Source organism: Campylobacter sp. BCW_4323, from assembly GCF_001763115.1.
Classification (GTDB): domain Bacteria; phylum Campylobacterota; class Campylobacteria; order Campylobacterales; family Campylobacteraceae; genus Campylobacter_D; species Campylobacter_D jejuni.
This window is the reverse complement of sequence record NZ_MJYC01000087.1, coordinates 48382-68292: the sequence shown is the minus strand read 5'-3', so window position 1 is coordinate 68292 and position 19911 is coordinate 48382. Positions and strand designations below refer to the sequence as shown.

16 protein-coding genes and 2 tRNA genes are annotated in these 19911 nt (G+C 31.1%); 2 read left to right on the top strand and 16 right to left on the bottom strand.

What is annotated here, in order from left to right; genetic code table 11:
* Window positions 1–5 precede the first annotated feature (5 nt).
* The 15 genes from AJN60_RS08785 to AJN60_RS08715 form a co-directional block, all read right to left on the bottom strand.
* Window positions 6–1721 (bottom strand): nickel-dependent hydrogenase large subunit, encoded by a 1716-nt coding sequence (locus AJN60_RS08785; protein ID WP_070286288.1) that lies wholly within the window; start codon window positions 1719–1721, stop codon window positions 6–8.
* A gap of 2 nt (window positions 1722–1723) precedes the next feature.
* Complete coding sequence (locus AJN60_RS08780; protein WP_002861961.1) at window positions 1724–2863, bottom strand: hydrogenase small subunit; 1140 nt, start codon at window positions 2861–2863, stop codon at window positions 1724–1726.
* A gap of 119 nt (window positions 2864–2982) precedes the next feature.
* Window positions 2983–4824, bottom strand: a complete 1842-nt coding sequence (gene mnmC / locus AJN60_RS08775; RefSeq protein ID WP_070286287.1) for a bifunctional tRNA (5-methylaminomethyl-2-thiouridine)(34)-methyltransferase MnmD/FAD-dependent 5-carboxymethylaminomethyl-2-thiouridine(34) oxidoreductase MnmC — start codon at window positions 4822–4824, stop codon at window positions 2983–2985.
* Entirely contained in the window at window positions 4821–6800 is a 1980-nt protein-coding gene (locus tag AJN60_RS08770) for an N-acetylmuramoyl-L-alanine amidase family protein (RefSeq protein WP_070286286.1), read from the bottom strand. The genes mnmC and AJN60_RS08770 overlap by 4 nt, the downstream gene beginning before the upstream one ends.
* Window positions 6800–7891 (bottom strand): nitronate monooxygenase, encoded by a 1092-nt coding sequence (locus AJN60_RS08765; RefSeq protein ID WP_070286285.1) that lies wholly within the window; start codon window positions 7889–7891, stop codon window positions 6800–6802. Before AJN60_RS08765 ends, AJN60_RS08770 begins: the two co-directional genes overlap by 1 nt.
* The gene (gene tyrS, locus AJN60_RS08760) at window positions 7888–9093 is read right to left on the bottom strand and encodes a tyrosine--tRNA ligase (RefSeq protein WP_070240361.1); all 1206 of its coding nucleotides are present in this window, start codon (window positions 9091–9093) and stop codon (window positions 7888–7890) included. Before tyrS ends, AJN60_RS08765 begins: the two co-directional genes overlap by 4 nt.
* Before the next feature lie 11 nt (window positions 9094–9104).
* Complete coding sequence (locus AJN60_RS08755) at window positions 9105–11300, bottom strand: RelA/SpoT family protein (protein WP_070286284.1); 2196 nt, start codon at window positions 11298–11300, stop codon at window positions 9105–9107.
* Window positions 11284–11508 carry a DNA-directed RNA polymerase subunit omega gene (locus AJN60_RS08750; protein WP_002853464.1) on the bottom strand — a complete coding sequence of 75 codons (225 nt, stop codon included), beginning with the start codon at window positions 11506–11508 and terminating at the stop codon, window positions 11284–11286. The genes AJN60_RS08755 and AJN60_RS08750 overlap by 17 nt, the downstream gene beginning before the upstream one ends.
* 10 nt (window positions 11509–11518) lie before the next feature.
* Complete coding sequence (pyrH, locus tag AJN60_RS08745; RefSeq protein ID WP_002861967.1) at window positions 11519–12238, bottom strand: UMP kinase; 720 nt, start codon at window positions 12236–12238, stop codon at window positions 11519–11521.
* Window positions 12239–12289: 51 nt separating this feature from the next.
* The gene (locus tag AJN60_RS08740; RefSeq protein WP_070286283.1) at window positions 12290–13483 is read right to left on the bottom strand and encodes a murein hydrolase activator EnvC family protein; all 1194 of its coding nucleotides are present in this window, start codon (window positions 13481–13483) and stop codon (window positions 12290–12292) included.
* Window positions 13480–14286: an FtsX-like permease family protein gene (locus tag AJN60_RS08735; RefSeq protein WP_044779023.1), complete on the bottom strand. Its 807-nt coding sequence runs from the start codon at window positions 14284–14286 to the stop codon at window positions 13480–13482. Before AJN60_RS08735 ends, AJN60_RS08740 begins: the two co-directional genes overlap by 4 nt.
* On the bottom strand, window positions 14273–14938 hold the full coding sequence (locus AJN60_RS08730; RefSeq protein ID WP_002856386.1) for a cell division ATP-binding protein FtsE: 666 nt from the start codon (window positions 14936–14938) through the stop codon (window positions 14273–14275). The genes AJN60_RS08735 and AJN60_RS08730 overlap by 14 nt, the downstream gene beginning before the upstream one ends.
* 69 nt (window positions 14939–15007) lie before the next feature.
* Window positions 15008–16186, bottom strand: a complete 1179-nt coding sequence (gene trmB / locus AJN60_RS08725) for a tRNA (guanosine(46)-N7)-methyltransferase TrmB (protein WP_070286282.1) — start codon at window positions 16184–16186, stop codon at window positions 15008–15010.
* Window positions 16186–17421 carry a fibronectin type III domain-containing protein gene (locus AJN60_RS08720; protein WP_074470159.1) on the bottom strand — a complete coding sequence of 412 codons (1236 nt, stop codon included), beginning with the start codon at window positions 17419–17421 and terminating at the stop codon, window positions 16186–16188. The genes trmB and AJN60_RS08720 overlap by 1 nt, the downstream gene beginning before the upstream one ends.
* The gene (locus AJN60_RS08715; protein WP_070286281.1) at window positions 17366–18334 is read right to left on the bottom strand and encodes an RluA family pseudouridine synthase; all 969 of its coding nucleotides are present in this window, start codon (window positions 18332–18334) and stop codon (window positions 17366–17368) included. Before AJN60_RS08715 ends, AJN60_RS08720 begins: the two co-directional genes overlap by 56 nt.
* A gap of 77 nt (window positions 18335–18411) precedes the next feature.
* On the opposite strand from AJN60_RS08715, the gene AJN60_RS08710 reads away from it, so the two are divergent.
* Both AJN60_RS08710 and AJN60_RS08705 read left to right on the top strand, forming a co-directional pair.
* Window positions 18412–19512, top strand: a complete 1101-nt coding sequence (locus AJN60_RS08710; RefSeq protein WP_070286280.1) for an FtsW/RodA/SpoVE family cell cycle protein — start codon at window positions 18412–18414, stop codon at window positions 19510–19512.
* Window positions 19513–19566: 54 nt separating this feature from the next.
* Window positions 19567–19643: transfer RNA gene (locus AJN60_RS08705), tRNA-Ile, on the top strand.
* A 107-nt stretch (window positions 19644–19750) separates the two neighbouring features.
* Here AJN60_RS08705 and AJN60_RS08700 read toward each other — a convergent pair.
* A tRNA-Phe gene (locus tag AJN60_RS08700) sits at window positions 19751–19826 on the bottom strand.
* Window positions 19827–19911 lie beyond the last annotated feature (85 nt).

Here is a 19911-nt window from a genome sequence, read left to right as displayed (position 1 = left end):
CCTCCTTATAAATTGACATTCACTTTATATTCGCTTAGATTATTGCCCTTAGTATCCATTACATGCACCGCACAAGCAATACAAGGATCATAAGAGTGAATTTTTCTAATGATTTCAAGCGGTTGTTTTACATCAGCGATTTTAAGTCCTATCAAACATTGCTCATAACTTCCACCTACGCCATTTGCGTCTTTTGGACTTGCATTCCAAGTAGAAGGCACCACAGCTTGCCAGTTTTCAATGACGCCATTTTTAATTCTACACCAATGACTTAATGTTCCGCGTGGCACATGCCCCATATAGCGTCCTTTGTATTCTTTAGAATTATCGATCACATAAGGCGCGCAAGTACTCTGATCTACTTTTAAATTTTCAACTAAATTATTAAACGCTTTTAAAGCATTATTTGCAACGATTTTTGCTTCAATACAACGCGCAGCTGTTCTTCCAAGTGTACTAAATACAGCATTTAAAGGAAGTCCTGTTTCTTTTAAGAACTCATCTACTACAGGAACAACATTTGGATTACCCTTAGCATAATTTACAACGATATTTGCTAAAGGTCCTACTTGCATAGGATTTCCTTCATAGCGTGGAGCTTTAATCCAGCTATATTTACCCTTAGTATCAAACACTTTAGAATGAACATGATTTCCATGATGATCTACGCTTTCCCCATCTACAAGTCCTGTATAATTTGGATTTGTTTTGCCCTCATAAGGATGTAAAGGTTCATTGTCTGCATACCAAGAATGAGTTGCCTCTTCAGTAATCTTATCTTCTTCTACTTCATAAACCTTGCTTAAATCTCCATTTTTGATAATACCACTTTCAAAAAGCCATTCATCTCTTCCGATTTGGAATTCTTTAAAGGTGTAAAGATTATTTACCCCTATATCATTTAAAACGCTTGCTTCATGTGCATAAGCTTTTCCTGCCATCACAAGATCAGGATAATACGCGCGATTAACAAAGTCTTGTACTTCTTGGAATTTAACCATATATTCACCCATTCTTGCAGGATCAAGCAAATCCATAACGCAAGTTACACCACCAACAGTTAAGCTTTGTGGATGTGGATTTTTAGCTCCAAAAATCGCCATACATTGAGCAATGATTCTTTGGATTCTTAAGCATTCTAAATAGTGAGAAAGAACGATTAAATTTTGCTCAGGACTTAAACGATAAGTTGGGTGACCATAGTATGCATTAGCAAAAGGTCCTAAATTTCCTTTATCTACAAAAGTTTTAAGTCTTTGTTGCACTTCAAGAAGTTTATCTGCACCTGTTGCATAAGGATTTGGAGTGTATTTAAAAGCTTCATCGCTTGCTTTTTTAACATCAGCACTTAAAGCACTTACCACATCAGCCCAATCAAGCCCATGAAGTTGATAAAAATGCACGATATGATCGTGTAAAAATAAAGCCGCATTCATTAAAGTTCTTGTTAAAAGCGCATTTAAAGGTGGAGTAATACCTAAAGCATTTTCAACAGCAACTATACCTGCTTTATAATGTGAAAAAGTGCAAACTCCACAAATTCTTTGCGTCATAAAACCTGCATCTCTTGGATCACGCCCTTTTACTATGGTTTCAATACCACGCCACAAAGTAGAGCCCGCATAAGCTTCTTTTACCACATTGTTATCATCAACAACAACTTCAACTCTTAAATGCCCTTCAATTCTTGTAATAGGATCTACGATTATTTTTTGACTCATTTTTATTCCTTATCTTTTTGCATGGAAGATATAACTGCGTGCGCTGCTATAGCAACACCTGTGAGCGTAAGCACGCCTATGCCGATTTTATCTGAAACACTATCCGCGCCCAAACCAAAAACAGTATCAAATTTACGACTAGCCATAGGTTCTTCAAAAGGTCCCATAGTATCCCAAAAATCAGGCTCAGAACAACCTATACAACCATGCCCTGCTTGAATAGGCCAAGAAGTGTGCTGGTTAAATCTTTCTCTTGAACAGTTATTGAAAGTATAAGGCCCTTTACAACCTACTTTATAAAGACAAAAACCTTGTTTTGCTCCTTCATCTCCAAAGGCATGCACAAATTCACCCGCATCAAAATGTCCGCGTCTTTCACAAAGATCATGAATTCTTAAGCCATAAGCCCATTTTGGCCTATTATATACATCAAGTGCTGGTAACTCGCCAAATAATAAATAATGAAGCACATTACCCACTATATTTTTTTCACTTGGAGGACAGCCTGGAACATTGATCACAGTTTTGCTTGTTACTTTGCTTAAAGGCTGCGCATTACTAGGATTTGGTCTTGCTGCTTGGATTCCTCCAAAGCTAGAACAGGTTCCTATAGCAAAAATAGCCAAAGCATTTTCACTTGCCATTTTTGAAAGTTCATAGCCTGTTTTTCCATGTGCACCTATGGTTAAAAAATGCTCTGTATCACCCATAGGGATGCCACCTTCAACCATTAAAATGTATTTATTTTTATGTTTTTGAATGGCACTTTCTAAATTTTCTTCAGCTTGCCAACCTGCTGCAGCCATCACTGTTTCGTGATATTCTAAAGAAATATAATCAAAAATCAAACTATCAATCGTTGGAGTATCACTTCTTAACAAACTCTCACTACAGCCTGTACACTCAGCCATATGAAGCCACACAACAGGAAGTCTATCAGCAAGCTCAGCAGCTTTTGCTACCATAGGAGTAAAACTCGCTGGTAAAGCCAAAAATGCCGTCATAGCACCTGCCCATTTCATAAAATCCCTTCTAGAAAAACCTGACTTTTCTAATGCTTTTGCAATGCTATCATTGTCTTTTAAAGAAGGAAGCTTTTCAAGAGCCGATAAACGCGACTCTATTTGATGATAATCAATCATTATATTTCCTTTATAACATGAAATTTATTCTCTATAATAATAAAATAAAGGAAGTTAAAATAAAATTAAAAACTTACTCTCATAAGCAAATATTAGTATCAATCTTAATTAAAGTTTAATCATAAGCCTTTTTTGAGTTTGCGAATCAAAAATCTCGCAGGGTGAATAGCGTGGATATATTTTTTTTCTAAACACAAGGGTTCATTATTTATCAATGCACACAAATACCTTGCCGCTAAAACACTTGTGCTAAAACCCCTTGATCCATGAGCAAAATTAAAATACAAATTACAAGACATTTTAGCTGGTTTTTGCTCCTTGTTTTTTGTCCATAATAAAGCTTTATATTCTTCTTTATAAAACACTTCATCATAAGCATTTCCGACTATCATAAAGCGATCACTCGAATAAGATCTAAAACCTACCTTAGAACCTATAATTTCTAATTTTGTATTTTTATCTATAAATTCGGCTATATTTTCTATATTTTGTTTATCATCTTCTTCTTTTGATTCTAAACTTGTATCAAGTCTATCATAACTTGCTCCAATCACTTGCAAATCACCTTTTATAGGACAAATATAAGCCTTAGAAGATAAAGGAAATGGAGAGTCTAAAAAAGGTTTTAGGTGTGTAACTTGACCTCTTACTTTACTTAATTTCATCTCATCATAAAAAACAAAATCTTTTGTATCTGCACCCATAGCATAAATCAAAACCGCATAATCACTTTTAACAATATTATTTTTAAATTTTAAAGCAAAACACTCATTTTCAAATTTATAAGCTTGAAATTCATGATTAAAATATATACAAGCTTTACTTTTTTCAAAAAGATTTTTAACCAAATTTTTTGGAAAAATCACTCCACCATCTTCTAAAAAAGCTTGATTTTTTGAAATTTTAAGCAAAACATTTTCTCTTTGTGTGTCAAATCTTTCTTGCATCAAATCATTATGTGCAAACTCGACTACACCCTTAAATTCTAAATCTAAAATTTGTCTATAAAAACGACTTGCCTCTATAAAAGAAAGCTCTGAAAACTCCCCTAAATTTACCTTAGGCTTTAAGATTAAAGAGCTTAAAATTCCACTTTCATTTCCGCTTGCACCCTTGCCTAATTCTAAATGTTTTTCAAAAACATCTATTTCAAAACCCCTTAAACTAAGCTCATAAGCTAAAACAGCACTTGATATACCCGCGCCAATAATAGCTACTTTTTTATTTTTTAAAGATGAAAATGTTCTTGAAAAATACGCTTCTTTATCTTTAAACTCAAGCTCATTTTCCAAATAAGCTTTAATCATTTCTCTTTTTCTAAAACCTTTTGTTTTTTCTACTCTAAAGCCATATTTTTTTAAATTTTTTTGTAAAAAACTTGCCGAAGAAAAGGTGCAAATTTGTGCATTTTTTTTAGAAAGTCTTGCCACTTCAAAAATTAATTTTTCATCAAACATTTGCGAGTTTTTATTTGGAGAAAATCCATCTAAATACCAAACATCAGCTTTAAAATCTAATTCTTTTAAAATAGCAATATCTTCAAAAACAAGATCTAAAAAACAATCTTCAAAATAAAAACGATAAATTCCTTCTTTAGCTTTAGGATAAAATTTTAAAAATTGCTCTAAAAACTCTTTAAACTCTTCATAAAATCCTAGTTTTTGATAAATTTCTTTTAATTGTTCTTTTTCGATATAAAAAGCTTCTATACTGATATAAAAAAGTTTTTTGGGACGCTTAGAAGGAGTGGTTTCTAAAAAGCGTTTCAAAGTAAGAAAAAAATTTAAACCTATACCAAAACCACTCTCTGCGATAATGAAATTTTCTTGATTTTTCCATTCAAAAGAATGGGTGTAAACAAATTTGCTTTCATTTAAGCCATCTTTGGAATTAAAATAAAAATCATCAAAATCCAAAGAAAAAGGAGTATTATCCTTAAAAATTAGCTTAGCTTTTTTCATCGGTTGTTATAAAAATAACTCTCAACTCCATCAGCAATACCCTTAACCAATAAATCTTGAAAAGCTTTATTGGCGATTCTTTTACCTTCATTTGGATGTGTGATATAGCCAATTTCAATCAAAATTGCAGGCATTTGCGCACCCACTAAAACCCAAAAAGGTGCTTCTCTTACGCCGCCGTCTACAATTTTATACTTTTTGCGTGTTTGAGTGAGTATATTTTTTTGTACATCAATGGCTAGTTTATTTGAAGCAACGATTTTTTCACGATTTAAGAAATTTAAAATACTTTGTTTTGAGAAATAATTAATCTCTTCAAAATCCCCTTGATTTTCTTTTTCTGCTGCTTTTTTACTTCTTTCGCTTCTTGCAGGACTTAAAAAGAAAGTTTCCACGCCTTCGCTACTTTTAGCCTTGGCAGCATTGGGTGCTGCATTAGCATGTATAGAAATAAACAAATCCGCACTTTTATCATTAGCATATTTAGTTCTATCGCGAAGATTGATAAATTTATCCGAACTTCTAGTGTAAAGCACTTTATAACCGCGTTTTTTAAGTTCATTTCCAAGTTTTAAAGCCGCGCTTAAAACTATATCTTTTTCTTTTAAACTTCCTTTTTTATCACTTAGAGCACCGCTATCTTTTCCACCATGCCCCGCATCGATAACTATAAGTTTTCCTGATTTGTATCTCGTACTTAAGGTTTTATTAAAGCTTTGAGTTGCTTTTTTATCTACACTTTGACTTGAAGTTTGCGCATGAAAACCTAAAGTGAGATTTTTATTATCCAATTTTTTTAAAAGTTTAAATTCTTTAGGAGCACTCAAAACCACACGAACAATTTTTGGATTATATTGCGTAACGACAATTGTATTTTGTCCAAAGGTAAAGCTTTTTCTATTACCTTCTAACACACCTTTAAAACTTACAACATATCGGAATTTTTGATCTTTGGTTTCAAATATTGCTATTTCTTTTTCATCCAAATCATCGCTCAAATTTAACACCACAGCGTTAGAAATTTTATCCACATCTAAAACATATAAAGGTCCTTGATCTTCTTTTTCGTTATTGGTTTTTTTATCTTGTTTTTTTATTTCTAAAACTTTGGTTTTAATTTCTGTTTTTTGATCTTGCTTTTTCTCTGAAATTTTACTAACTTGCTCAGTCTTTTTTTGGCTAGTAATTTCTTTTGAAAAAATTATTTTTTCTTCTTTAAAAGATATATCAATAGGAATTTTTTCTTTAGCATAAACCACTATGCGTATGGTTTTGGGATTAAATTGTGAAATCACTAAACGATAGTCATCAAATTTAAACTCTTTTTTACCTCCTTCTAAAACCCCATCAAAATCACTAATAAAACGATAGTTTCCTTTTTCATCTAAAGCAAAACTTTTTAATTGATTCTTATCTAAATTTGCATTTAATTCAAGCTCTACACCTTGACTTGTTTTACTTGACTTTAAAACATAAATTTTATCATCACTTTTTGCTTTAGAAACGATACTACTCTTTGGTGCTTGCGAAGTTTTAGAATTTGTTTTTTCTGTATTTTTTATTTGTTCGTTAGATGATTTTTTTTCATTTTTTTGAACTGTTTTTATAGGTTCAAAAGTTGATTTTTCAGTGTCTTGAGAAATATTTTGAACCTTAATATCTTTAATAACAGCTTTTCTTAAAGCATTGATGCTTGCTTCACTTATACCACTTTCTTTTAACTCATTAGCATATGACTTGTCATCTAAATTTAAAGTATTTGAACTGATGATCAATCTTTTTAAAATTTCAATTTTAGTTTTTTCATCTTCATTAATAACACTTTGTATATAAAGGCTTTTTAGCTGATGGTGAAATTTTACTTGTACTTCACTTTTAGAACCGATAAAATTTTTATCGAAATTTGCAAGTTCATTTTCATAAGCTCCAAAAAGAGTTGTGAAAACAAATACTAAAAATACAAAAATTTTAGCCATTATTCACCATTAACCAATTTTTCCATAAGTTCTTTAACGCTGATAAGTTTATCTAAACGATATCCATTTGCACCTGTAAAGAAAAGTCCTGTTTCTTTTTTACCTGACCACGCATCAAAAAGCCTATCTGCTATACAATACCCTACTTTAGTCGCCTCTTTTCCGCGTCCACAAGGCGCTACACAATTGCTTATACAATTGATCTTTGGACCCATTCTTTTATCTACCAAATTTAAAAGATTGGTTCTAACTCCACGAGCAGGATAGCCCACAGGAGATTTAATAAGCTCTATATCTTCTTCTTTAGAAGCTAGTAAAACGCTTTTAAACTCTTCACTTGCATCACATTCAAAAGTTCCTATGAAACGAGTTCCCATTTGAACACCACTAGCTCCTAAAGAAATAGCGTTTTCTATATCTTTTTTATCCCAAATTCCACCTGCGGCAATCACAGGAAAAGATCCCCAATTTTTAGCCTCTTCTACCACAGGAGCGATTAATTTTTCTAGCTGATAATTTGGATCTAAGCACTGCTCATAAGTAAAACCTTGATGACCTCCACTTTTTGGCCCTTCTAAAACCACTGCATCAGGTAGGCGGTTGTAACGGCTTTGCCATCTTTTGCAAATAATTTTTAAAGCCTTTGCAGATGAAATAATAGGCACTAAAGCCACATCAGGAAAATCTACAGTAAATTCAGGTAAATTTGTAGGAAGTCCAGCGCCTGAAACAATCACATTAAAACCAACCTCACAAGCATCGCGTGCTATTCTTGCATAATCATTACTTGCACATAAGATATTACACCCCAAAGGCGCATCGCCACAAACTTTTCTTGCATTATTAATTAAAGCTTGCAAACCCTTGCGTGAGTAAAAATTTTCACTTCCATAAGGCTTAGCGTTTAATTCTTTACTCGCATACTTTCTTTCTTTATAATATCCTGTTCCCACAGAAGAAATGATCCCAAGTCCACCATTTAAAGAAACTGCAGAAGCTAATCTATCCCAGCTTATGCCTAGTCCCATTCCCCCTTGAAAAATGGGATATTTTATAGTATGTTTTCCTATTTGTAAGGGTCGTAAATTCATTCTTTTACCTTTAATTTTGCAAATTTTCTTTTACCTATTTGTAAGATGTATTCTCCTTGTTCTAAATGCATTTGCTCGTCGCTAACTTTTTGAGAATTTACACTTACTGCATTAGCGATAATGCTTCTTCTTGCCGCAGAAGTAGAACTTTCCAAACCACATTCAACCAAAGCCTTAGCAAGCCAAATTTTTCCTTGTATTTCAAACTCAGCCATATCACTTGGTAAAGCATTTTGAGAATGAATTCTATCAAATTCAGACTTAGCATTATTAGCCTCTTCTTTGGAGTGAAAACGCTCCGTAATCTCTAAAGCTAAATTTTCTTTAGCTTTTTTAGGATGTAAATTGCCTTGTTCTATATCTTTTTTTATTTGCGCGATTTCTTCTAGGCTTTTTTGACTTAAAAGTTCATAATATCTAAACATCAATTCATCGCTAATACTTAAAATTTTAGCATACATATCATTAGCTTTTTCTGTAACACCAATGTAATTATTTAAACTCTTACTCATTTTGTTTACACCATCTAAACCTTCGAGTAAAGGCATCATAATCACAGCTTGTTCTTTTCCTATATTATAAACTCTTTGAAGCTGTCTTCCCATTAAAAGATTAAATTTTTGATCCGTTCCGCCCATTTCAATATCACTTTTTAAAGCCACGCTATCATATCCTTGAAGTAAAGGATATAAAAACTCGCAAATCGAAATAGGACTTTGCTCTTTAAATCTCTTGGTAAAATCGTCACGCTCAAGCATTCTAGCTACACTAAAAGTTGAAGTAAGCTCTACTATACCCGCGGCTCCAAGTTCATTAAGCCAAGTAGAATTAAACTTAATCTGTGTTTTTTCTTTATCCAGAACCTTAAAAACCTGTGTTTCATACGTTTTAGCGTTGATTAAAACTTGCTCTTTATCCAGCTTTTTACGCGTTGCGCTTTTTCCACTTGGATCACCAATTTGTCCCGTAAAATCTCCAATCAAAAACTGCACAATAGCCCCATGTTTTTGCAAAAAAGCCATTTTTGTTAAAACCACGCTATGACCTAAATGTAAATCAGGTGCTGTAGGATCAAATCCTGCCTTTATAAAGAAATTTTCACCCTTTTCATAATAATTTTTAATTAATTTTTCTATTCTTTCTTCATCAATAAGCTCTGCACAGCCACGCTTAACTTCTGCTAATATTTTTTTTATATCCATAATAAACCTTTTTAACCTTCTTTATAAGCATCATTTAAAGATGTAAAATCTAAAATCTTACAACGAGATTTTAACCTATCCTTGACACTATCTGGGTTGATATTATCAGGAATTTCCATTGTAATCTCAAAATAATCTACCGCCGAATTTAAATCACTTGATAAATTAATTGTTAATAGATTTATCTGCATTTTAGCTAAAAATGCCAAAAATTCCGCTAAAACACCTTTTTTATTTTCCAAAGAAAAAATCAATTTATAAGATTTAGGGATGTTAGAATCCCATTTTATAAATACCATATCTTGATTATTATCTATCATTTTATCAGCTCTATCGCAAAGCTTATGATGGACAATAGCGTTACCACCTTTAACAAAAGCTAAAACAGCATCACCTCTTTTTGGATGGCAACAAAAATCAAAATCCACATTAGCAATTTTATGGTTACAATATAGAGTAAAATTTCCTATTTTTTGCTCTTTAATCTCATATTTATCAAACCAATATGACTTCTTGGCGTATTTTTTAAGACCATTAACTATATCTTTCAAATAAGCACTATCTGTTGCTACTTGTCTAATACGTCTGACTAAATTTTCTTTTTCTATCCAAGCTTCAATTCTGTTTTTATCAACTCCAAAAATAAAACTTAACATATTAATAGAACTTGCTAGATTAATCTCTCTGATTTTTTGCTTACAAAATTCCCTTATACTTGCTTTTGCTTTTCCTGTTTTAACACTATCTATCCAAGAACAGCGATAAAATTTATCATTGCTAGTAACCACTCGCACAATATCGCCATTTTTAAGCTCGGTTAACAAAGGCACTTTAATACGATTTACATAAGCACTTTTTGCATGAAGCCCTACTTTGGTATGCACTTCATAAGCAAAATCAAGAACCGTTGCACCACGAGGCAAAGTGAAAATTTCTCCCTTAGGAGAATAAACTGCAACATCTTCAACATAAAGACTATCTTTAGCATATTCATAAAGTTCAATAGCATTATAATCTTCTGCATTTTCAAGATTGTTTATACTTTGCATTGAAATATCTGTAAGCCAATCAAGACGAGGTGCAACCACGCTGCCATCTTCTTTATATTTCCAATGCGCTGCTATACCAAATTCCGCAATTTTATGCATATCAAAAGTTCGAATTTGTGCTTCTATAATACTTTTAGCATCAAAAAGTGTGGTATGTATGGTTTGATAACCATTTTGTTTAGGCAAGGCTATATAATCCTTAAAACGCGAAACCAAGGGATTAAAATGTGTATGTAAAATTCCCAAAGCTAAGTAACAATCACTTATTTTTTCAACCAAAATTCTTACCCCAAGTAAATCAAGAACTTCTTCAATACCAATGCCTTTTCTTTGCATTTTAAGATAAATAGAATAACTATGCTTAATGCGTTTTTGAATTTCAAAACTACCTTGTCTAAAGCCATTACTCAAAAATAAAAGTTCGATTTTGGAAATAAATTCATTTAAACCTAATTGCATTTCTTGATTATTGGAATTGATATAATTGTCAATAAGCTTATACTCATCTGGCATAAGATATTTAAAACTAAGATCTTCCAAATAATTTTTTATGCTTGAAATACCAAGTCTATGAGCTATTGGGGCATATACAACCAAAGTTTCTTCGCTGATTCTTTTTTGCTTATCTTCTCTTAGAATATCAAGAGTAAGCATATTATGCAGTCTATCGCATAACTTCACAATCAAAACCCCAACATCTTCAATGCTTGCTAAAAGCATATTTCTGAAAGTCAAGGCTGATTTAGTTAAACTTTTTTTAGATTTTGATGAAATGAGATTATCTTCTCTAATTTCTATAATTTTAGTAAGCCCTAAAACAAGTTTTAAAACCTCAGAACCAAACTGCTCTCTAAGTTCTTCTTCGGTGCAGTTTGTATCTTCGATCACATCATGCAATAAAGCAGCTAAAATATTGCTTTTATTTTCACTTAAAAATCCAACCAGTGTTGCTACTAAAATAGGATGTACCGCATAAGGCTCTCCACTTTTTCTAAACTGCCCTTCATGGCAAAATATACAATAATCTACTGCTTTTTCAAGAATGGCATCATGGCCACAAATTTCGAAAAGTAAAGCCTTAGCAACTTCTAAATCTTTACAATTTTTTACATTATCGATTAATTGTTCAAGCAATAATTCTTCATCGATTGGTTTCAACTAAACCCTCTAAAGTGATTTTATTTTCTGCAATTTCATATAAAGCTATATCTGCAAGTTTATTTTTATTTTTATCAAAATCCACTAAAGGAGTCGCACCATTTGCTAATTGCTCTGCTCTTTTTGCCACCACTAAAGAAAGGCGATATCTATCATTGCCCATTTTTTCCAAAGCTTTTGCCGCTACTTCTTCTATTCTTTTATCCATAATTTTCTCCTTAATTATTTTTAACGATTGAACAAAGGCTAGTATCGCCTTGTATAATTTTAAGCAAATTACCCTCTTCAAACATATTACAAACCACTATAGGAAGTTTGTTGTCTTTAGCTAAAGCTATCGCTGTATCATCCATCACTTTAATATTATCTTGCATAGCCTCATCATAACTTAAAGTATTTAAAAATACTGCATCATCAAATTTTTTTGGATCTTTATCATAAACTCCATTAACTTTTGTAGCTTTTATTACCATATCTGCATCAATTTCTACAGCTCTTAAAATAGCTGTTGTATCTGTAGTAAAATAAGGATTTCCAGTGCCTGCAGCAAAAACCACAACACGACCCTTTTCTAAGTGTCTTTGTGCTCTTCTCATGATATAAGTTTCGCAAAATGCTTCCATTTGAATAGCACTTTGAACCCTCACTTCAAGCCCAGAGCTTTCCAAGGCTTCTTGAATGGCAATAGCATTGATAACCGTAGCAAGCATTCCCATATGATCGCCGCTTGTCCTTTTAATCAATCCGCCCTTAGCAGCACTTACTCCGCGAATAATATTGCCACCACCTATAACTATGCCTACTTCTATTTGATTTTTTATAAGTTCTTTAATCTCTGAAGCTATGAATTTTAAAATAGAATTTTCTATGCCAAAGCCATTTTCACCTGCTAAAGCCTCTCCTGAAAATTTTACTAAAACTCTTTTTCTCTCTTGCATTATTTCTCCTTATTTAACTTGAAATTATATTTTAAATTCCATTAAATTTAGCTAATTTAAGCTAATGAGCTCCAAAGGATTGATATGAAAATTTTTTTGAGTTACTTCAAAAGTAAGATCATTTTTTATTCTACCCACTACGGCACCTTTTTTAATATTCTTACCAACTTTAATATTGGGAGCAATCTTATCTAAATGTGCATATATTGTATGTATGCCATTATCATGTTCAACAATAACAACTCGAGCTAGCATGCTAGTATCTTTGGCAAAAACTATTTTTCCATCTAGCACATTTTTAACAACTGCATCACTTTTATTACTTCTTAAAACTACATTCTCGTTAAAAATTTTAAGATTATAAACAGGATCAACATAATTTCCAAATTTTTGCTTCACAGTAAAAGAATCTAATGGAGCTATGGTTTTTTTTCCTGTGTAACGCTTGACTGAACCTCCTTGATAGCTTGAACCTAATTGTCTTATTTTTTGATTATTTTTTACTATTTTAGTGTCATTTTTGCTTGAATTTACATTTTCTTTATCATTAATAATTTTTAATTGATTTAATGTTTTTCTAAGCTCTTCTTGCTGAGCTTGCAAATCATCGAGTTTTTTTGCATATATGGTTCGATCTGTTTTTTGTTTATTAATTTCGCTAATTTGTTTTTGTTTTAAACTTTGAAGTTTAGCTAATTGAGCGTTGTAATCCTTAAGACTATCATTGATTTTCTTAATCTGAGCTTGTTTATCATCAATAAGCCTGCTTACTCCCTCATAATCTTTAGAAATTTTAAAAATTTCTTCATTTAAAACTTTGTTTAAACTTCCTAAAATTTCAAAAGCCATAAAACTTTCTTCACTTTCAATATAGCCTTGAGGGATAGGTAAATCATAAGCAAAATCTTTAGCCATTAAAGATATAAGCTTACTTTCCATATTTGATTTACTTTTAAGCAAACCTTCATTTTGGCTTGTAAGGGTGTTTAACTCTTGATTTTGAGCCTTAGCGCTTGCTTCAAGCTTAGAAGTTTGTGAATTTAAGCCTTCAATTTGTAAGCTTAAGTCTTTCAAACTTTTTTCACCATTTAAAATATCACTAGCCAAATCTTCAAGTTTTTTGTTTAGCTGTTCTTGTATACGTTTATTTTCTTCTAAACTTTTTGTTTTTTCATTTATAGCATTTGCTAAACTTATATCAACAAATAAAAAAAAACAAAAAAGAATAAGAATGTTTTTTCTCATCTTTTAACCTTAAACATAACCGTATTTACACACAACAAACAAATAAACAAAGTAGCTAAAAAAATTAAAGTCAAATGTAAAATAAAATTAATAGGTGGAAAAATAATATCTACAGCCTTTAAGCTTTCTTGGATAATAGAAAGATCAAAAATTTGGGTAAAAAAGGCAAGCAAAATAATAAAAGCAATAAAACAATCAACCACAACCACCTTATAAAGCATAAAAGATCTAAACCAAAACGGAGCTCCAAATAAACACATAATTTCAATACGATCGGTATGTTCATAAAGCCAAATTCTCATCTGTTTTAAAAACAAAACAAAGGCAAGTAAAATAATGATAAACAAAAATAACCAAAAAACAAATTTCATCAAAATAAGTAAGGAATATATCTTATCATGGGTTTTGGAAAAAGTTTCAACCTTGCTAACACCTACAATATTTAAAAGTTGATTTTTAATTGAATTTAGTTCATTTTGATCAGGCAAAGAATTTAATTTTAAAGTATAAAATTTTGGCAGAGAATCTTTTAAAACTTTCAAATTCTTTTCAGAAACATCATTTTTCAAACGATCGATTAAATCCTTAGGATCTAAAGATTCAAGTCCAGCAAAAAATGGTACTTTTGTTTTTACCACATTCTGATCAAGTTCAGTTTTACTGACAACTATAATATTATAATCTTTATTAACAAGTTCTTCATAATGTTTTAAAGTTGCATTTGTAATCAAAATAAACTCAAAAGCAAACATCATAAACAATAAAGATAAAATTAAAGATAAATGTGTTTTAAAAAATTTCATTCATTTTTCCATTTTCTATATTAAAACGACGATAATCCACTCTTAAATTGCTAGGAATTCTATGTGTTACCACTATAACACAAGTTCCTAAAAGTTCTCTAGCAGACTTTAAAAGAGTCCATATAATATCAGAAGAATACTCGTCCAAATTTCCCGTTGGCTCATCGCAAAGCAAAAGCTTTGGATTATGAGCTAAAGCCCTAGCCATAGCGACGCGTTGTTGCTCACCACCACTAAGTTGATTAGGCAATTTATCTGCTTTAAAAGTTAAATTTACATGCTTTAAAAGCTTAGCAGCTTGATCATGGCATACTTTTTTACTATAACCTTTAATCATTAAAGGCAACATAACATTTTTTTCAACACTATATTCTTGTACAAGTTTATAATCTTGAAAAATAATCCCTATTCTTTGACGCAATTTTAAAAGTTCTAAATTTCCAATTTTATTCATCAAAGATCCACATACTTCAAGCTTACCAGAAATAGGCTCTAAATCCCCATAAAAAGACTTTAAAAGCGTACTCTTGCCACTCCCACTTTTACCCGTAATAAAAACAAAATCATCATCCTTAAAAGCAAAACTCGCTTCTTTAATAACTAGTTCATCATAACCTAAAGTAAGTTTATTTGCTTGGATTAAATTAGGCATCCTTTTTCCTTAATTTCCCTTTTTAAATTTTTAAATTATGCTTTATTTTTGCTTAATTTTCAAGAAAAATTATATTTTAAACTGAACTTTTAAAATTTCTTTTAATTCATTTATCGCTTTGATATTTTCTTGAATTTTAAATGGTTTTTTAAAAGCAAAATCGATCGTTTTATCAAGATGTAAATAACAATGTTCAGGCTTATTAAAAGCTCCAAAAGCAACCTTTAAAAGCAAATTCTCATCTTGTTTGTAGATGCTTTCAAAATACAAGAAAAAATCATCTTTTTTTATAGTAATATTTTTAAAGTTCTGCTCTATTTTTTTCAAATCCTCTCTAGAAAATTCAACCGATGAGAGATTAAATTCATTTAACTCATAGTTTTTACACTCTTGGTTAAAATTCCACACCCAAAGATCATATATATTTTTTTCTTGCTTTTTCCATCTATCTTCATATTTGCTTGAAATTTCTAAATTTTCATTTTTTCTAAGACTAAATTTTGGAGCAGGAAAAGTCAAAAATTGTTCTAAAGTAAAATTAAAATACTCAAAACTATCTGTTCTAAGCTCAAAACGACCATTTTGAACTAAAACCCTAGCACATTCTTTGCAAAAATCTTTCCCAATAACTCGCCTATGAGGCTTTTTGTCCCAAGGAACAGGAAAATGTAAAAAAATCTTTTCAACTGATTTTGATTTTAATACACTCAATAACAATCTCGCATCACTTTGGATTAGCAAAATATTATTTACATTTTGTGCCTTAGCAAGTTTAGCTACTTGAGTTAAAGCTGGATTGTAAATTTCCACCCCTAAAATTAAAACATTCGGATTTTCTTTTGCTTGATAAAGCAAATGTCTTCCTGATCCAAAGCCTATTTCTATATAAATTTTACCTTGAAGTCTAGATAAAAGTTCATCAAAGCTATCAACAATAAATGGTGTTTTTTCAATTAAAGCATTGTTTTTAAGTCCAAAAGCTTCATTGATAATATCCTCACAAAAACCTTCTTTAAAGATTTTTAAAGCCTTTTGTAGATAACCTATTTTAGAAGGTTTTGTATGTTTATCGCCTTTAATCACAAAACCATTTTGTGCTTTTTTAATCTGCAGAAAAAAACTCTCTTCTTGAACCTTTGTATAAATAAGACTAACATTATCATTCTTAGCAAGCCAAAGAAATTCAACTTCATCCTTACTATAAGGCAGATTTATTTCTTTGATCTTTTTGCTTTTAAAATTTGGCACTACTGAGCCGCCTTAACTTTGCTTGAAGGTTCTGAACGAAGCCCAGCCGAATCAATAGCAATAACTTCATAACTATATTCCACCCCTGGTAAAGCTTTTACATCTTTTAATCGCTTTTCTTTAATGCCTTTAAAAACTGCATTTTGCTCTCCACCATAGCGTCTTACTTCATATTCAACAGCTCTAGTATCATTATCACTCCATTCTAAATTTATCCCTTCGCTTGTGCTTTGAGCCAAAATAATACTAGGAGCCAAAGGATTATCTAAAGTTCTACCCTCTACACCATCTTTTGGCATAGGACTTTCAAGACCATCTTTATCCACTATTGTTACTTTATAATACTTGCTTTTACCTGCTCCTTCTACTATATCCTCATAAGAATTTTTATCAGTCTTTGCCAAAACACTAAAAGGAAGGAAGCTTGAGCTCGTAGAATAAACTTTATAATAAGAAAAATCTTCATATGTAGGAGCATCCCAAGTTAAAATGATTTTATTAGAACCATCTGTGCTAGCACTTAAATGCTCAACTTGAGGGGGTAAAGCCTTGCTTGTAGAACTTACAACTTGACTTGGCTCACTCTTTATCCCATTAAAACTCACAGCAATAATTCTATAACTTGAATTTTCATTAGGTTTTAAATCACTATCGATGTATTCAGCGTTTAAGCGATTTTTTACTTCTGCAATTTTTTTAAATTCTTTATCATCACCTTTAGTTCTTTCAATAATATAAGAATCAACCCTAAAATCAGGATGCGGACGCCAAATAAGTTTAATACGATTAGGCAAATTGGTCACAGCTTGAATAAAAGGAACAGCTTCAAGTCTTGGAGCTGTGCTCACTTCTATAACCTTACCATCTTCTGAAATTTGTCCTTGCTCATTAAAGCTTTTCATCATATAACGATACTTAGTACCAGGCTCTAATTTAGTATCTACATAATGAGTTTGAAACTTATCTTTAATAGTGCCTACAAGTTTAAAATCAGGATTTTCATCACTAGAACGATACAAATAAAATCCTTTGATATTTTCATTATATAAAGGCTCCCATTCAAAAGCAATATTACTCATATCACTAAGACTTTTTAAACTTTCAACCTTTGGTAAGCTTTCATTTACGGCAGGCTCTTTACTTGAAGCTAGCGAATTCATTTGCGAAACACTACAAGCGCTAAGCAAAAGAGTTAAAAAACTCAAGTAAAAACTCAAGCGAAATCTTTTCATCATTCTCTCCTAAATTAATTTGTTCAAACATAATGTTTTTAAAATCTTCCATCAAAGGTGCTTTAACAAAAATTTGCTCTTTAGTTTTTGGATGGATAAAATACAAAAAATAAGCATGCAACATTATCCTACAATCATACTTACCCTTATAACCATACAAACTATCGCCCAAAATATGGCGATTTAAACTAGCCAAATGCGCTCTAATTTGATGAGTTCTTCCTGTAAAAAGCTTAGCAGCCATCAGAGTTAAATTTTCAGTTTTTACTACATTTATGAAAGCTGATTTTGCATTTTTACTGAATTTATTTTCCTTATCTATGGCTATTTTTTTAATAGCATTAGAAGGCGAACGCATTAAAAATTTTTCTACTATAATTTTATCTTCTTTTAGTGGCAAATCAATTAACGCAAGATAAATTCTTCCCATGCTTTTATCTGCAAGCTGTTCGCTTAATCTTTGGTGGGTGAAATTATTTTTCGCTATTAGTATAGCCCCACTTGTATCTTTATCTAATCTATGAACAAGACCAGCTCTTATCTCTCCTCCTAAATTTGATAAAGTATATTTTTTTTCTATTAACCAATCCACCAAAGTGGCATTTTTAACACTACTTGCTCCATGAACGACTAAATTTGAAGGTTTATTTAAAACAAGCAAATCTTCATCTTCGTATAACACATCAATATCAAAATCCACTTCAAACTGAGGTTTTATCTCATCGTAAAGCTTTAAACTTGCAATAGAAATGATATCACCATTTTTAAGCTTAAATGAATTTTTATCTTGAATTTTATAATTAACCTGTACGCAATCTTTTTCTATAAGTAAAGCAACTTGATTGCGACTTTGGTTTAATTTTTTAGCCAAAAACACATCAAGCCTTGAATTTTCATCCACTAAAAAAGTTTGCATTTTTTCCTTGGAGGTTTTGATAAATTTAAAATTTTAGTTTATAATTATAGCTTTATATTACTAACTGAAGGCAAATTTTGTTTAGATTAGATAGAAGAATTTTAACTCATTTTGACTATATGCAACCCATTTTATTTTTACCCATAATTTTTATTTCATTTTTCTTGATCTTTGAAGCTAATCCTTTTTTAGCAGAAAAACAGTTTGTTTATGCCTGTGTGGGATTGTTTGCTTTTATGGTTTTTTTCTTCTTTCCCATAAGGAAATTTATTTGGATTATTCCAGTTGCTTATTGGATTAATATTTTTTTATTGCTAAGCGTAGATATTTTTGGGGTTGAAAAATTAGGTGCTAAAAGATGGCTTGAAATTCCTTTTACTCACTTTACTATACAACCTTCTGAAATTTTTAAACCTAGTTTTATTTTAATGCTTGCTTATCTTATTTATCAAAATCCTCCTCCAAAAAATGGATACAAACTTAAACAATTCATCAAACTTAGCTTTTACATCATCTTACCCTTTTTGCTAATTGCAAAAGAACCTGATTTAGGAAGTGCTATGGTTTTACTACTTGTTGGTTTTGGAGTTCTTTTTATCATGGGAGTTCATTATAAAATTTGGTTAAGTATTGTTATAGCTATAAGTGTTAGTTCTCCTATTATTTATACACATCTTTTAAAGCCCTACCAAAAGCAAAGAATTCATGATTTTATTTCAGAAAAACCAAGTTATCAAGTAGCCCAATCAATGATAGCCATTGGAAATGGTGGTTTAACTGGAAAATCTCAAGATGAAGCTACGCAAACTCATTTTAAATTTTTACCTATTTCAACAAGTGATTTTATCTTCGCTTACATGATAGAAAGATTTGGATTTATTGGGGGATTGACATTAATTATATTTTATATTTTACTTATTTTTCATCTACTTAGTTTAAATTATAAACTTAAAGATGATTATTTTACTAGAGTTGCTATTAATTGTGTTGCATTATTTATTTTTATTTATGCAGCAGTAAATATCTCAATGACTATAGGTTTTGCACCAGTAGTTGGAATCCCTTTGCCTTTTTTTAGTTATGGTGGAAGTTCTTTTACTATTTTTATGATTTTTTTTGGAATTTTACAGCATTTAATCACTTTTAGATATTTTTGGACGGATATAAAGGCTAAATAAAATATTTTTAAGCATTAATAAGGTATAATTTTATCTTTTAATTCAACTTTAGGCGGATTTATAGCTCAGTTGGTTAGAGCAACCGGCTCATAACCGGTTGGTCGCAGGTTCGAGTCCTGCTAAATCCACCATTCTATTATAAGTTATAGACTCTCTCTTTAAAATAATAATTTTTAGTCCTTTAAATATTTCGGTCTTGTGTAAAAAAATATGTGATGTGATTTTTTGAAAGATAAAGTGGTGGTTAGAGGCAGAATCGAACTGCCGACACGCAGATTTTCAGTCTGCTGCTCTACCGACTGAGCTATCCAACCACTTAGTTTGATAAAGTAAAAATGTAATTGTATCTTTTTTTCTTTAATTTAAGTTTAAATACAAAAATAAAATTTTATTTCCCTT

What these genes read in the sequence shown, in the direction of transcription:
- AJN60_RS08785 (WP_070286288.1), bottom strand. Translation starts at nt 1,721, where the DNA reads ATGAGTCAAAAAATAATCGTAGATCCTATTACAAGAATTGAAGGGCAT.
- AJN60_RS08780 (WP_002861961.1), bottom strand. Translation starts at nt 2,863, where the DNA reads ATGATTGATTATCATCAAATAGAGTCGCGTTTATCGGCTCTTGAAAAG.
- mnmC (WP_070286287.1), bottom strand. Translation starts at nt 4,824, where the DNA reads ATGAAAAAAGCTAAGCTAATTTTTAAGGATAATACTCCTTTTTCTTTG.
- AJN60_RS08770 (WP_070286286.1), bottom strand. Translation starts at nt 6,800, where the DNA reads ATGGCTAAAATTTTTGTATTTTTAGTATTTGTTTTCACAACTCTTTTT.
- AJN60_RS08765 (WP_070286285.1), bottom strand. Translation starts at nt 7,891, where the DNA reads ATGAATTTACGACCCTTACAAATAGGAAAACATACTATAAAATATCCC.
- tyrS (WP_070240361.1), bottom strand. Translation starts at nt 9,093, where the DNA reads ATGGATATAAAAAAAATATTAGCAGAAGTTAAGCGTGGCTGTGCAGAG.
- AJN60_RS08750 (WP_002853464.1), bottom strand. Translation starts at nt 11,508, where the DNA reads ATGGATAAAAGAATAGAAGAAGTAGCGGCAAAAGCTTTGGAAAAAATG.
- pyrH (WP_002861967.1), bottom strand. Translation starts at nt 12,238, where the DNA reads ATGCAAGAGAGAAAAAGAGTTTTAGTAAAATTTTCAGGAGAGGCTTTA.
- AJN60_RS08740 (WP_070286283.1), bottom strand. Translation starts at nt 13,483, where the DNA reads ATGAGAAAAAACATTCTTATTCTTTTTTGTTTTTTTTTATTTGTTGAT.
- AJN60_RS08735 (WP_044779023.1), bottom strand. Translation starts at nt 14,286, where the DNA reads ATGAAATTTTTTAAAACACATTTATCTTTAATTTTATCTTTATTGTTT.
- AJN60_RS08730 (WP_002856386.1), bottom strand. Translation starts at nt 14,938, where the DNA reads ATGCCTAATTTAATCCAAGCAAATAAACTTACTTTAGGTTATGATGAA.
- AJN60_RS08720 (WP_074470159.1), bottom strand. Translation starts at nt 17,421, where the DNA reads ATGATGAAAAGATTTCGCTTGAGTTTTTACTTGAGTTTTTTAACTCTT.
- AJN60_RS08715 (WP_070286281.1), bottom strand. Translation starts at nt 18,334, where the DNA reads ATGCAAACTTTTTTAGTGGATGAAAATTCAAGGCTTGATGTGTTTTTG.